This window comes from Collimonas sp. GW821-FHT02H07, from assembly GCF_059421505.1.
In genome coordinates this window covers 72,161-85,397 of record NZ_JBWKVC010000008.1, presented here as the reverse complement: position 1 = coordinate 85,397, position 13,237 = coordinate 72,161, and the positions used below count along the sequence as shown (strand labels likewise).

10 protein-coding genes are annotated in these 13,237 nt (G+C 59.5%); 4 read left to right on the top strand and 6 right to left on the bottom strand.

The window, feature by feature from the left end:
* Positions 1-87: 87 nt before the first annotated feature.
* From argJ to AC07V8_RS14055, 3 genes are all read right to left on the bottom strand, one after another.
* Positions 88-1,326, bottom strand: coding sequence for a bifunctional glutamate N-acetyltransferase/amino-acid acetyltransferase ArgJ (argJ, locus tag AC07V8_RS14065; protein WP_494678758.1), 1,239 nt, complete (start codon positions 1,324-1,326; stop codon positions 88-90).
* A 218-nt stretch (positions 1,327-1,544) separates the two neighbouring features.
* Positions 1,545-4,304 carry a preprotein translocase subunit SecA gene (secA, locus tag AC07V8_RS14060; protein ID WP_494678757.1) on the bottom strand — a complete coding sequence of 920 codons (2,760 nt, stop codon included), beginning with the start codon at positions 4,302-4,304 and terminating at the stop codon, positions 1,545-1,547.
* A 240-nt stretch (positions 4,305-4,544) separates the two neighbouring features.
* Positions 4,545-5,501, bottom strand: a complete 957-nt coding sequence (locus AC07V8_RS14055; RefSeq protein ID WP_494678756.1) for a M23 family metallopeptidase — start codon at positions 5,499-5,501, stop codon at positions 4,545-4,547.
* A gap of 159 nt (positions 5,502-5,660) precedes the next feature.
* Here AC07V8_RS14055 and AC07V8_RS14050 point away from each other — a divergent pair, with 159 nt between their 5' ends.
* The 4 genes from AC07V8_RS14050 (at position 5,661) to AC07V8_RS14035 (ending at position 10,060) form a co-directional block, all read left to right on the top strand.
* The gene (locus AC07V8_RS14050) at positions 5,661-6,071 is read left to right on the top strand and encodes a DciA family protein (RefSeq protein WP_494678755.1); all 411 of its coding nucleotides are present in this window, start codon (positions 5,661-5,663) and stop codon (positions 6,069-6,071) included.
* A gap of 267 nt (positions 6,072-6,338) precedes the next feature.
* The gene (locus AC07V8_RS14045; protein ID WP_494678754.1) at positions 6,339-6,794 is read left to right on the top strand and encodes a PTS sugar transporter subunit IIA; all 456 of its coding nucleotides are present in this window, start codon (positions 6,339-6,341) and stop codon (positions 6,792-6,794) included.
* A gap of 9 nt (positions 6,795-6,803) precedes the next feature.
* Entirely contained in the window at positions 6,804-8,564 is a 1,761-nt protein-coding gene (locus AC07V8_RS14040) for an ABC transporter permease (RefSeq protein ID WP_494678753.1), read from the top strand.
* A 53-nt stretch (positions 8,565-8,617) separates the two neighbouring features.
* Complete coding sequence (locus tag AC07V8_RS14035) at positions 8,618-10,060, top strand: ABC transporter ATP-binding protein (RefSeq protein WP_494678752.1); 1,443 nt, start codon at positions 8,618-8,620, stop codon at positions 10,058-10,060.
* A 45-nt stretch (positions 10,061-10,105) separates the two neighbouring features.
* On the opposite strand, the gene lpxC is transcribed toward AC07V8_RS14035, so the two are convergent.
* From lpxC to ftsZ, 3 genes are all read right to left on the bottom strand, one after another.
* Positions 10,106-11,041, bottom strand: coding sequence for a UDP-3-O-acyl-N-acetylglucosamine deacetylase (gene lpxC / locus AC07V8_RS14030; protein WP_494678751.1), 936 nt, complete (start codon positions 11,039-11,041; stop codon positions 10,106-10,108).
* Positions 11,042-11,240: 199 nt separating this feature from the next.
* The gene (locus AC07V8_RS14025; RefSeq protein ID WP_211445143.1) at positions 11,241-11,747 is read right to left on the bottom strand and encodes a peroxiredoxin; all 507 of its coding nucleotides are present in this window, start codon (positions 11,745-11,747) and stop codon (positions 11,241-11,243) included.
* A 238-nt stretch (positions 11,748-11,985) separates the two neighbouring features.
* On the bottom strand, positions 11,986-13,161 hold the full coding sequence (gene ftsZ / locus AC07V8_RS14020) for a cell division protein FtsZ (protein WP_494678750.1): 1,176 nt from the start codon (positions 13,159-13,161) through the stop codon (positions 11,986-11,988).
* Between the last annotated feature and the right edge of the window lie 76 nt (positions 13,162-13,237).

The following is a 13,237-nucleotide window of genomic DNA, read 5'->3' as shown; positions in this document are numbered from 1 at the left end:
ACAATGATAGTAGATGAATATTATTCGTCGAAGCGGCTGCAAGGCTGCGGCCGGGACAGATCCGGCCGCAACCCTTTTTACAACATATCAGGAACGGTAATCCGCATTGATCGAGACATAGTCGTGCGACAGGTCGCAAGTCCAGACGGTCGCGTCGGCGTCGCCGCGCGCCAGTTGCACGCGCACCGTGATTTCGCTTTGCTTCATCACGCGCTGGCCATCCGCCTCCTGGTATTCAGGATTGCGGCCGCCATTCTTGGCCACCAGCACATCATCCAGATACAGGTCGAGCTTGCTGACATCCAGGTCATCGACGCCGGCATAGCCGATCGCCGCCAGGATGCGCCCCAGGTTAGGATCGGAGGCAAAGAACGCCGTCTTCACCAATGGCGAATGGGCGATCGAATAAGCGATCTTGCGGCACTCGGCGACATTCTGGCCTTGCTCTACCGTCACCGTGATGAACTTGGTGGCGCCTTCGCCGTCGCGGATGATCATTTGCGCCAGTTGCTGCGAAATATCGGTGACGGCAGCGGCCAGCTCCGCATATTCCGGACTATCGACGCTGGTGACTTCCAGTTCGCCGGCGCCGGTGGCGATCAGCATGAAGGAATCGTTGGTGGAGGTATCGCCGTCGATGGTGATGCAATTGAAGGAGCGGTCGGCCGCCTGCCGCACCATCTTTTCCAGCACCGGCTGCGCCACTTTCGCATCGATCGCCAGGAAACCCAGCATGGTCGCCATGTTCGGCTTGATCATGCCGGCGCCCTTGCTGATGCCGGAAAAATTGACTGTTTTGCCGGCGATGACCATGCTGCGCGAGGCCGCTTTCGGCTGCGTGTCGGTGGTCATGATAGCTTCCGCGGCATTGAACCAGTTATCGCCCTGCAGGTTGCCGATCGCCAGCGGCAAGCCGGCAATGATGCGCTCGACCGGCAGCGGCTCTAGAATCACGCCGGTAGAAAACGGCAAGATCTGCGCCGCGTGGCAGCCCAGCAATTCCGCCAGCGCTTCGCAGGTCGCATTGGCTGCGGCCAGGCCGGCTTCGCCGGTGCCGGCGTTCGCGTTACCGGTATTGATCAGCAGCGCGCGGATAGGCTCGCCGGAAATCTCTGCAGCCGCCAGGTGCGCCTTGCTGACTTGCACCGGTGCGGCGCAAAAGCGGTTTTGGGTGAACACCCCGGCCACGGTGGCGCTGGGCGCCAGTTTCATCACCAGCAGATCCTTGCGGTCCGCCTTGCGCACGCCGGCTTCGGCATGGCCAAGCTCGATGCCGGCAACGGGCAGCAGGTCAGCAGCAACAGGAACAGGGGAATTGACAGCCATGGGAATCCTTAACTAAATATAAACATTAACGTTGATAACGACAGTGATTCAGCGCCGCTAAATAGCGCCGGCAAGCAGTCTGCTGCTCTGCCAGACGGCTATTTTAAGGTGTATGGCCAGGCCATGTGCAATCTACCGCAACAAAAGCAAAGGGCGGAGATTTCTCCGCCCTGCACTGCTTCAACTACAGCCGATCATGCCTGGCCGGCCGCACCCGCTTACATCAGTTGCCCATGGCATTGCTTGTACTTCTTGCCGCTGCCGCAAGGGCAAGGATCATTGCGGCCGACCTTGGGCACTTCATTGGCATGCTGCTGCGACTCATCGTGGTGGGCGGTCGGCGCCAGCAGTGCTTCCGGCGCTGCCGTCGGATCAAAGTCGGCATGCTGGTAATGGACGTTTTCCACATGCGACTGCGCCAGCTCCTCTTCCACCGCGGCGATTTCTTCGCGATTTTCGATGCGCACCGTCATCACTACCTTGACCACTTCATTCTTGATCAGGTCCAGCATCTGGCCGAACAGTTCAAACGCTTCGCGCTTGTATTCCTGCTTCGGGTTCTTCTGTGCGTAGCCGCGCAGGTGGATACCCTGGCGCAGATGGTCCAGCGCCGCCAGATGTTCGCGCCAATGGCTGTCGACGCTCTGCAGCATGACGCTGCGCTCGAAGCCGGCGAACGATTCCTTGCCGACGATCTCGGTCTTGGCGGCATAGCTGGTTTCGGCAGCCTTCAGCACGCGTTCCAGCAATTCTTCATCGGTCAGATTCGGCTCCGACTTCAGCATTTCGCCCAGCGGCACTTCCAGATGCAGCTCGTTGGCCAGAGTCGCTTCCAGCGCCGGAATATTCCATTGCTCTTCCAGCGACTCCGCCGGCACGTGGGTGCGGAAAGTGTCGTCCAGCACGCCTTCGCGCAGCGAGGCCACGGTCTCGGACACGCCTTGCGATTCCAGCAATTCGTTACGCTGCTGATAGATCACCTTGCGCTGGTCGTTGGCGACGTCATCGTATTCCAGCAATTGCTTGCGGATATCGAAGTTGCGCGCTTCCACCTTGCGCTGCGCCGATTCGATCGAGCGCGACACGATGCCGGCTTCGATCGGCTCGCCTTCCGGCATTTTCAGGCGGTCCATGATGGCGCGCACGCGGTCACCGGCAAAGATGCGCAGCAAGGCGTCGTCCAGCGACAGGTAGAAACGCGAGGAGCCCGGATCGCCCTGGCGCGCGGCGCGGCCGCGCAACTGGTTATCCACCCGGCGCGATTCGTGGCGTTCGGTACCGATGATGTGCAAGCCGCCGGCATGTACCACATGGTCATGCAGCGATTGCCACTCGTCGCGCAACTTGTCGGAACGCAGCTGCTTTTCGGTTTCGCTCAGCGTTTCATCGGCTTCGATGAACTGGATCTGTTTCTCGACATTCCCGCCCAGCACGATGTCGGTACCGCGACCAGCCATGTTGGTGGCGATCGTGATCGCCTTAGGACGGCCAGCCTGGGCAATGATTTCCGCTTCGCGCGCATGCTGCTTGGCGTTCAGCACATTGTGCGGCAACTTGGCTTTGCTCAGGATCTCGGCCAGCAGCTCCGAGTTTTCGATCGAGGTGGTGCCGACCAGCACCGGCTGTCCGCGCTCGTAGCAGTCCTGGATATCCTTGAGCATCGCATTGTATTTTTCCTGCGACGTCTTGTAGACCTGGTCTTGTCGGTCTTTACGCTGGTTCGGGCGATTTTGCGGGATCACCACGGTTTCCAGACCATAAATTTCCTGGAATTCGTACGCTTCCGTATCGGCGGTGCCGGTCATGCCGGCCAGCTTGCCGTACATGCGGAAATAGTTCTGGAATGTGATCGAGGCCAGGGTCTGGTTCTCGTTCTGGATCTTGACGCCTTCCTTGGCTTCCACCGCCTGGTGCAAGCCGTCCGACCAGCGGCGGCCGGTCATCATGCGGCCGGTGAATTCGTCGACGATGACGATTTCGCCGCCCTGCACCACGTAGTGCTGGTCCTTGAAGTACAGCGAATGCGCGCGCAGCGCGGCGTACAGGTGATGGATCAGGCTGATGTTGGCAGCGTCGTACAGCGAAGCGCCTTCCGCCAGCAGGCCCATGCCGGTCAGGATCTGCTCAGCCTTTTCATGGCCGGCTTCGGTCAGCAAGACCTGGTGCGCCTTCTCGTCCTTGGTGTAATCGCCAGGCAATTCAACCTTGCCCTTGCCGTCCGGCGTTTCTTCACCGATCTGCTGGGTCAGCAGCGGCGGCACTTCGTTGATCTTGTAGTACAGGTCGGTATGGTTTTCAGCCTGGCCGGAAATGATCAGCGGGGTACGCGCTTCGTCGATCAGGATCGAGTCGACTTCATCGACGATGGCGAAGTTCAAGGTGCGCTGGACGCGGTCGGCGGCGTCGTACACCATGTTGTCGCGCAGGTAGTCGAAACCGAATTCGTTGTTGGTGCCGTAGGTGATGTCCGCGCTATAAGCGACCTGCTTGGCGTCGTGCTCGACCGAAGACAGGTTGACGCCGGTGGTCAGGCCGAGCCAGCCGTACAGGCGCCCCATCCATTCGGCATCGCGCTGCGCCAGGTAATCATTGACGGTCACCACGTGCACGCCCTTGCCGGACAGCGCATTCAGGTAGGCCGGCAGGGTCGCCATCAGCGTCTTGCCTTCGCCGGTGCCCATTTCGGCAATTTTGCCATAATGCAAAACCATGCCGCCGATCAGCTGGACATCGAAATGGCGCATTTTCAAGACACGCTTGCCGGCTTCGCGGCACACCGCGAAAGCTTCAGGCAACAGGTCGTCGAGCTTGGCGCCATCGGCTATGCGTTGCTTCAGCTCGGGCGTCTTGGCCTGCAGCTCGGCATCGGACAGCTTTTCGAATGCCGGTTCGAGTGCGTTGATTTGTCGGACGACTTTTTTATATTGTTTGAGCAGGCGCTGGTTGCGGCTACCGAAAATCTGGGTCAGTAATGACATGCTTGGATTCTAAAAAAGAGCGCCGGCGACATTCCGTGACATCTTGTGAATGAACACGTGAGCACGAATCCGGGCTGTGGCTAAATAATCGGAGAATTTTATCATGCAGTCCCCGACACATTGGGGTTATGCGCCAGGAAACAATAGCAAGTTGCGCAAATTGTGACGCATTCGCACGGCCTGCGCCTAATCTTCCGTACATCTTGCTTACATTGCATTACTTCAGTACAACAACAGCTGTTACTTTCTTGCCAATGTCGCCATCTTGGCCAAATCGGTGCCGGCGTTCAGGAATTTGCGCGGATCCTGCGCCACGCCCTTGATCCTGACTTCGAAATGCAGATGCGGTCCGGTGGAACGCCCGGTGGTGCCGATATCGGCAATATGCTGGCCGCGCTGCACGATATCGCCCACCTTCACCAGCAGGCGCGAGGCGTGCGCATAGCGGGTGATGATATCGTTGCCATGATCGATATCGAGCATGTTGCCGTACTGCGGGTGATATTCGGCGTCGATGACCACGCCGCCCGCTGCCGCCACGATCGCGGTGCCCACGGTTGCCGGGAAGTCCAGTCCTTCATGGAAGGCGCTGCGGCCAGTGAAGGGATCGAGGCGCCAGCCGAAACTCGATGAGTTGTAGGCGACATTGACCGGCTGGTTGGTCGGCAGCAGCTTGGACTTGATCCGGTCGCTCATCAGCACGGTTTCGACCACGTTCATGTAATCGGTGCGATAGCCGACGTCGCGCGACATGGCCTCCAGCGCCTGCTGGAACTCGCTCATGCTCATGTCATGGGGCGCGCGGCCGCTCAGGCTGCTGGATTCGGCGCCGCCGCGTCCCGGCGCTTCCTTGAAGTTGAATTCTTCCGGCTTGACGCCGGCCAGTCCCTGCACCCGCTCGCCCAAGGCGTCGAGACGCATCAGCTGTGCTTGCATTTCACCCAGCTTGATCGCCATCGCCGCCAGGTTTTCTTTCAGATACTTGTCCTTGTCCGGCATGCCGCCGGCGGCAGTGCTGACCACGGCCTTGCCGGCAAACGGCAGGCTGAGAGAATAATGGATCGTGAGGAAATACAGCAAGACAGTCGCCAGCAATACCGAGAACAGGAAGGCGGCGACCATCAATGCCAGGTGCCTGGCGCCCAAAGTGATGGATTTTGCGCGATTAAAGCGCGGGTGCAACAGAATTACCTGCATTGCTGCTCCCGTGATGCGCCGGCGGGATCACAGGTGTGATAATGTTTCACCATCATGCGTAGACTCTCACCTTCTTCATACCGGCCATCGGCAATCAGCTCCAGGCCACAAACCAAAACATCCAGGGACGCCACGGATTTTTTACGGGGAAATGACAGGATGGCGGCGCTACTGCCCGCTGTCACACGCATGGCGGCCTTGCAAAAGCAATGCGCCGCCGAATTGCCACCCATGTTCAGTGCTTGCGAAGTGCTGCAATGTGAAGCAGGACAACTCGTCTTGTCAGCGCCCAATGCCGCTCTTGCAACTAAACTGAAGCAACAACTGCCGCGCCTGCAAAACCAGTTGCAATCAGGAAATTGGCAGATTAATGCAATCCGAATCAAAGTGCAAGTAAGCCAAAACGTCGTCAAAGCGCCCCCGCCCAAGCAAGCCCTTCTTTCCTCCAACGCGGTGTTGGCATTCGCTTCACTGATGGAAGATCTGGCGCCGTCGGCTGCCAATGAAGCGCTGAAAAATGCCATCGCGGCGATGGTCAATCGTCATCGCAGCAAAAATAGTAAAGACTGACCGTAAAGACTGGATTCTTTTTATTTCAGGACAATAAAATCTTGCATAAAAAACATTATACGCCAGCTGCCGTTTCCTCCCACAGGTTTAGTCATCAAAAATATCCACGAACTTAATTCAAGCGCCTTGCGCGCTGAAGCATAGTGCGCGGCAAAAAGCATTCTCTCCCTTCAAAAACGTTGTTGCAGCCGGACAAGACGGATATCCTGTTGCCTGCCGGCAGAAACAACGGCCCCCATTGAACTTCGAACCACGATAGACAGATTGATGAACAGTATTGGTGAACTGCTGGCTGCCGAGCATATCCTGCTTGATCTGGATGTATCGCACAAAGAACAGGTTTTCGAGGCGGCCGAACAACTCTTCCGCGGCCGCCATGGCCTGTCCAGTAATCAGGCGCTGAATGCGCTGGCGGAGCGCGAGGCGCTGGGTTCGACCGGGCTGGGCGCCGGCGTCGCGGTGCCGCACGCGCGCATCCGCGGCCTGGCGCAGGCAGTGCTGGCGTATATGCGGCCACGCACGCCGATTCCCTTCGACGCGCCTGACGACCGGCCGGTAACGGACATCATCGTCATCCTGATCCCCGAACACGCCACTGACCAGCATCTGAAACTGCTGGCAGAAGTCGCCGAAATGTTCCAGGACCGGCGCTTCCGCGAACGACTGGCCTCGTGCAGCGACGCAGCCGCCGCCCACCGCGCCTTTACCAGCTGGCCTGAATAAGAAATAAAAATGCCCAAACGCGCTTATCCCGATATCACGGCGCCCCAGCTGCGGACTGGCTGGCGCTTCGGCTGGGTCGACATCCTGGTCGTGCTGGCGATGCTGCTGCTGTTCTGGCTGGTGTTCTCGCTCAGCGGCGACATGCGCGTGCATTTCGACGAACTGCATCCGCCGCCGCTGTCGCTGGAAGTCGGGATGATTCCGTATTACACCGCACGCACCGTGTTGCGGATGTTCATCGCCTTCGGCGCTTCCCTGCTGTTCACCTTTATCTGGGGCTACATCGCAGCCAAGAGTCCGCGCGCGCGCAAGGTCATGCTGCCGATCCTGGATATCCTGCAATCGGTGCCGGTGCTGGGGTTCCTGTCGATCACGGTGACCGGCTTCCTGGCCCTGTTCCCGGGCAGCCTGCTGGGCGTCGAATGCGCCAGCATCTTTGCGGTGTTCACGGCGCAAGCCTGGAACATGACTTTCGGCTTTTACCATTCGCTGGTGACGATTCCGGCCGAGCTGTCGGAAGCCGCGTCCATCTTCCGCCTCAACCGCTGGCAGCGTTTTACCACGCTGGAACTGCCGACATCGGCCATCGGCCTGATGTGGAACTCGATGATGAGCTTCGGCGGCGGCTGGTTTTTCGTGGCGCAGAGCGAAGCGATCACGGTGCTGAACAAGAATATCAAGCTGCCAGGACTGGGCTCGTATATGGCCGCTGCGGTCGAGGCCGGCAACACCCGCGCCGCGCTGTATGCGATCGGCGCCATGATTTTCACCATTCTCTTGATCGATCAGCTGGTGTGGCGGCCGCTGGTGGCCTGGGCCGAGAAATTCAAGCTGGAAAATACCGAGGCGAAAGACAGTCCGCAATCCTGGATGCTGGATCTGCTGCAGCGTTCCAACTTGATCGGCTGGCTGTTCGGGCGCATCGGGCGCATCGTCGCGCGCTTCAGCCAGCGCCTGTCCTCGGTTGCCAGCGATGTCACGGAAAGCGTGACGCGCAATGCACCGACGCTCTTCAAGCAGGGATTGCGCGTGGCGATCTGGCTGGCTGCCGCCGCCGGCATTGCGTGGCTGGTGATCGACGCCTTCGGCGTTGCCCGCGAGATCAAGACCGAGATGACCGGCGCCGCGATGCTGCACGTGGTCTGGCTGGCTGTCCTGACCTTCCTGCGGGTGCTGGCGATGATGATCGTCGCCACCCTGATCTGGACTCCGATCGGGGTCTGGATAGGCTTGCGGCCGCGGGTAGCGCGCATCGCCCAGCCGCTGGCGCAGATTGCCGCCTCGTTTCCGGTCAACATGACTTTTCCCTTCATCGTGGTGTTTTTCATCACGGCGAATATCCCCATCAACGTCGGCAGCATCCTGCTGATGGCATTGGGCACCCAGTGGTATATCCTGTTTAATGTAATCGCCGGCGCCATGGCGATTCCTACCGACTTGCGGGAAGCGGCGCAAATCTTCGGCTTGCGTAAATGGCGTCTGTGGAAGACCGTGATCATTCCGGCGATTTTCCCGTTCTGGGTGACCGGCGCCGTCACCGCCACCGGCGGCGCCTGGAATGCCAGCATCGTGGCCGAGGTGGCGTCATGGGGCAACAACAAACTGGTGGCTGACGGCCTCGGCGCCTACATTGCGCAGGTCACCGAGAAAGGCGACAAGCCCGCCATCTATTTCAGCATCGTGGTGATGTCGCTGTTCGTGGTGCTGATCAACCGTTTCCTGTGGCGCCGGCTGTATGCGCTGGCAGAGCATAAATTCAAGCTCGATTAATTGCTCAGTAAGCACGCACTGAGCATCCGATAAGCGTTCCAAGGATGTGACCGATGTCTGACTCCGTTTCCACTGCTTCCACCGCTGCGCCGTCTGCCGGCGCCAGCCGCAGCTCTGCAGCACCGCTGATCGAACTGCAGCATGTATCGAAAGCCTATACCACTGGCGGCGGCGAACCCGTCACCATTCTCGACGACATCAGTCTTGCCGTGCGCGAAGGCGAAATGCTGGCGCTGCTGGGGCAGTCGGGCAGCGGCAAATCGACCATCCTGCGCCTGATCGCCGGGCTCACGGATCCCACCAGCGGCGCCGTGCTCAGTCATGGCAAGGCGTTGGAAGGCATCAATCGCAAGCTCTCCATCGTGTTCCAGAGCTTCGCCCTGTATCCGTGGCTGACGGTGCAGCAGAATGTCCAGGTCGGCCTGACCCAGCGCCGCCTCAGCGCGCGGCAGGAACAGGAAGAAATTGAAAAGGTGCTGACGCTGATCGGCTTGTCCGGCTTCGAGAATGCCTTCCCCAAGGAGCTGTCCGGCGGCATGCGCCAGCGCGTCGGCCTGGCGCGCGCGATCGTCGCCAAGCCTGAGGTGCTGTGCATGGATGAAGCCTTCAGCGCGCTCGACGTGCTCACTGCCGAGAACCTGCGCGCCGAAGTGGTCGACCTGTGGAACAACGGCAGCGAGACCGGCATCAAGAGCATTTTCTTCGTCACCCACAACATCGTCGAAGCGGCCTATATGGCTTCGCGCATCGTGATCATTTCTTCGCATCCGGGGCGCATCAAGAATGTGATCGCCAACCCGCTGCCCTATCCGCGCGACGTCAAGTCGAAGGAATTCGCCGCCCTGGTCAACCAGATCCACGACGCGATCACCGCGCTGGCGCTGCCGGATGAACCGGGCGACGAAATCGAGGCGGCGGAGGCCGGCGCTGACCAAACGCAGGAACAGGAGGTGCAGGCGGTCGCCGTGCAGGACGCAGGCGCCGGCCGCGTCGAACCGATTCCTAATGTACCGGTGGGGCGAATTGTCGGTTTGCTGGAGATTCTCCAGAACAATCAGGAGACCATCAATATCTACGAGCTGAGCACCCGCATCGGCACCGACTTCGGCGAAACGATTGCGATCGTCAAGGCTGCCGAGATGCTGGACCTGGTGGATACGCCGAAACACGAAGTCACCATGACCACGCTCGGCTGGTATTTCCTGGCCGCGCCGCTGGCGGCGCGCAAGACGCTGTTCAGGAAGCAGATTTTACGCTTGCGCCTGTTCCAGATGCTGACGGAGCGCCTCAACGAAAATCCTGGGGCGCGGGTAAAAGAGGATGAGATTCTGGAACAACTGGCGAGCCTGCTGCCCTACGACCAGCCGGAGAGCCTGTTCGCCACGCTGATTTCCTGGGGCCGCTACGCAGAGATTCTGGACTACGATCAGCGCACGGGCAGCGTCCACCTGGAGGTGCATGAGGAACATGAAGCAAAGGGAACAAGCGCGGAATAGGCGCTTGTTTTGATGCGCAGCGTTTAACGGAGAAGGAGAACGGGCCTAGTTCAAAGCCCACTCTTGTCCGACTTGCCGCTGATAGGCGCCCGGCGCTTCGGTGAGTTCATCGAAGCTGACTACTTCATACGCATCCGGCTGCGCCAGCAAGGCGCGCAGCAGCTGGTTGTTCAAGCCGTGCCCCGATTTGTGGGCAGTGTAGCTGGCCAAGAGCGGATGGCCGATCAGGTACAGATCGCCAATGGCATCCAGGATCTTGTGGCGCACGAATTCGTTTTCGTAACGCAAGCCGTCGCTGTTCAAAATCCGGTATTCATCCATCACAATCGCGTTTTCCAGCGAGCCGCCACGCGCCAGGCCCAGGCCGCGCATGGTTTCCACGTCCTGCATGAAACCGAAGGTACGCGCGCGCGCCACTTCCTTCACATATGACTCGACGCTGAAATCGACTTCCGCGGTCTGGCCGGTGCCGTCGACCGCGGGATGGTTGAATTCGATAAAGAACTTGAGCTTGAAACCGTTGCAAGGATCCAGCCGCGCCCATTTCTCGCGCTCGCCCTGGCCTTCGCGCACTTCCACGCTTTTCTTGATGCGGACGAATTTCTTGGCGGCGTTCTGTTCTTCCAGTCCGGCTTGCTGCAGCAGGAACACGAAGGAAGATGCCGAACCGTCCATGATCGGGATTTCTTCCGCGGTGACGTCGACATACAGATTATCGATGCCCAGTCCGGAACAGGCCGACATCAGATGCTCGATGGTCGACACCCGTGCGCCGTCCTTGACCAGCACGGAAGCCATGCGGGTATCGCCGACTTCGGTGGCTTTCGCCGGGAAATCGATAACAGGATCAAGGTCGACACGGCGAAAGACAATCCCGGTATCGATGGCGGCCGGGCGCAGGGTCAGCTCGACCTTGGTGCCGGAATGGACGCCAATGCCTGTCGTCTTGACAATTTTCTTGATGGTGCGTTGTTTCAACATGATGACATTATAAGTCTGACTGATAATTATTCTGTAACGATGTGTACCCGGTGTGGGATAAAAAACACGCTTGGCGGTCCAGCGTATTTTTTCCTATCGCAACCATATCGGCAGGCTATCAACAAAGCCGCGATTGCCCGGCTACAGATGCAAAAAGCGGCGCACTCGGCGCCGCCTTGCTTACCGACAAGAGTAAATCTTATGCCAGCTGGCCCAGCAGTGTTTCTGCATTGGACACTTCAAATGCGCCGCCTTGCTCAACGTTCAATTGCTTGACCACGCCGTCGTCGATCAGCGCCGAGAAACGCTGCGAACGCGTACCCATGCCGAACTTGCCGAAATCCGCGTCCAGGCCCAGCGCCTTGACGAAATCTGCATTGCCGTCAGCCAGCAGACGCACGATGCCGGTCGCCTTTTGATCACGGCCCCAGGCGCCCATGACGAAAGCGTCGTTCACCGAAATCGCCCAGATTTCGTCAACGCCCTTGGCCTTGAATTCTGCCGCGTGCTGGATGTAGCCAGGCAGATGCTTGGCCGAGCAGGTCGGCGTGAATGCGCCAGGAACCGCGAACAGGGCGATCTTCTTGCCCTTGACCAGATCGCTGACATTGAATGTATTTGGGCCGAGCGCGCAACCTGCGGTTTCGGTTTCGATGAATTCTGCTAATTTGCCTTCCGGCAGGCGATCGCCGATCTTGATGGTCATGATAAGTCCTTGTCTAGTGAATGAAGCCTCCAGACCGGCGCCACGACCTGAGCCGTGCACCGATCTGCCGAGACACCGTATGTTAGCGCATGCTAAAAAGAAAACGCCGCGCCTTGCGACGCGGCGTGGAATCCGCAGTATGCCTTGTTCCGCAAATTCATGCAGGGCCTGGCGGCTGATAGCGGGTATATCCATCCGCTATCGGCCGCCAGCCCCGCGCAAGAACGCGCGGACCGGCTTAGTCGGCCTGTTTGCGCAGGAAAGCCGGGATGTCGTAGGTTTCCATGCCGTTCTTTTCCAGTGCGCGCACCGTGTCGGAAGCCGATTCGCGACGCCATACCGCCGGCGCCTTCATGCCTTCGAACGACGAGCTGCCATGGCCAACCGACGGCTGGCCGTGCATCAGCGGCTCATTGTGGGTGCCGGTACGCATCATCGGCGCCTGCACCAGCTGCACCGCCTTGCGCGCACGGCCGAGGCCAGTGGCAACCACGGTGACGCGGATATCGTCGCCCATCGCTTCGTCGTAGGCAATACCCTGGGCAATCGAAGCATCCGGCGCCGCAAACGCACGCACGGTCGCCATGACTTCCTTGATTTCCTTACCCTTCAGGCTGCGGCTGGCGGTGACGTTGACCAGCACGCCGCGCGCGCCGGACAGATCGATGCCGTCCAACAGCGGCGAAGCGACTGCCTGCTCCGCCGCCAGGCGGGCGCGATCGACGCCGGAAGCGGTGGCGGTACCCATCATCGCCTTGCCCTGTTCGCCCATGATGGTCTTGACGTCGTTGAAGTCGACGTTGATATGGCCAGGCACATTGATGATTTCAGCAATCCCGGCAACGGCATTGTTGAGCACATCGTCGGCGTGCTGCAGCCACTCCATCATGCTGTCGTCTTCATAGATCTCTTCGAGCTTTTCGTTGAGAATGATGATCAGCGAATCGACGTGCTGCGACAACGCTTCCAAGCCTTCGTCGGCGATGTCCATGCACTTCTGGCCTTCGTAAGAGAAAGGCTTGGAAACCACCGCCACGGTCAGCGCACCCTGCTCCTTGGCGATCTGCGCCACCACCGGCGCGGCGCCGGTGCCGGTGCCGCCGCCCATGCCGGCGGCGATGAACACCATGTGTGCGCCGCGCAATGCGTCTTCGATGCGGCCGCGCGATTCTTCCGCCAGCTGGCGGCCCACCGACGGCTTCATCCCGGCGCCCAGGCCGGTCTCGCCGATCTGGATGACGTTATGCGCCTTCGACTGCTTGAGCGCCTGTGCATCCGTGTTGGCAGCGATGAACTCCACTCCCGACACACCCTTGTTGATCATATGTTGGACCGCATTGCCGCCGGCGCCGCCGACACCGACGACTTTAATCACGGTGCCCAAAGTTGCATTGTCAAGCATATCGATTTCCATGATATTTCCTCATAAAGATGCAGCATTCAGTCAATAGGCATCACGCGGTGTGAGGCCTAGCAACTGACAACTGCGT

Bases quoted from the DNA above. Each gene is read 5' to 3' on its own strand.
- argJ (WP_494678758.1), bottom strand. From the start codon at position 1,326: ATGGCTGTCAATTCCCCTGTTCCTGTTGCTGCTGACCTGCTGCCCGTT.
- secA (WP_494678757.1), bottom strand. From the start codon at position 4,304: ATGTCATTACTGACCCAGATTTTCGGTAGCCGCAACCAGCGCCTGCTC.
- AC07V8_RS14050 (WP_494678755.1), top strand. From the start codon at position 5,661: ATGGCGGCGCTACTGCCCGCTGTCACACGCATGGCGGCCTTGCAAAAG.
- AC07V8_RS14035 (WP_494678752.1), top strand. From the start codon at position 8,618: ATGTCTGACTCCGTTTCCACTGCTTCCACCGCTGCGCCGTCTGCCGGC.
- AC07V8_RS14040 (WP_494678753.1), top strand. From the start codon at position 6,804: ATGCCCAAACGCGCTTATCCCGATATCACGGCGCCCCAGCTGCGGACT.
- lpxC (WP_494678751.1), bottom strand. From the start codon at position 11,041: ATGTTGAAACAACGCACCATCAAGAAAATTGTCAAGACGACAGGCATT.
- ftsZ (WP_494678750.1), bottom strand. From the start codon at position 13,161: ATGGAAATCGATATGCTTGACAATGCAACTTTGGGCACCGTGATTAAA.
- AC07V8_RS14045 (WP_494678754.1), top strand. From the start codon at position 6,339: ATGAACAGTATTGGTGAACTGCTGGCTGCCGAGCATATCCTGCTTGAT.
- AC07V8_RS14025 (WP_211445143.1), bottom strand. From the start codon at position 11,747: ATGACCATCAAGATCGGCGATCGCCTGCCGGAAGGCAAATTAGCAGAA.
- AC07V8_RS14055 (WP_494678756.1), bottom strand. From the start codon at position 5,501: ATGCAGGTAATTCTGTTGCACCCGCGCTTTAATCGCGCAAAATCCATC.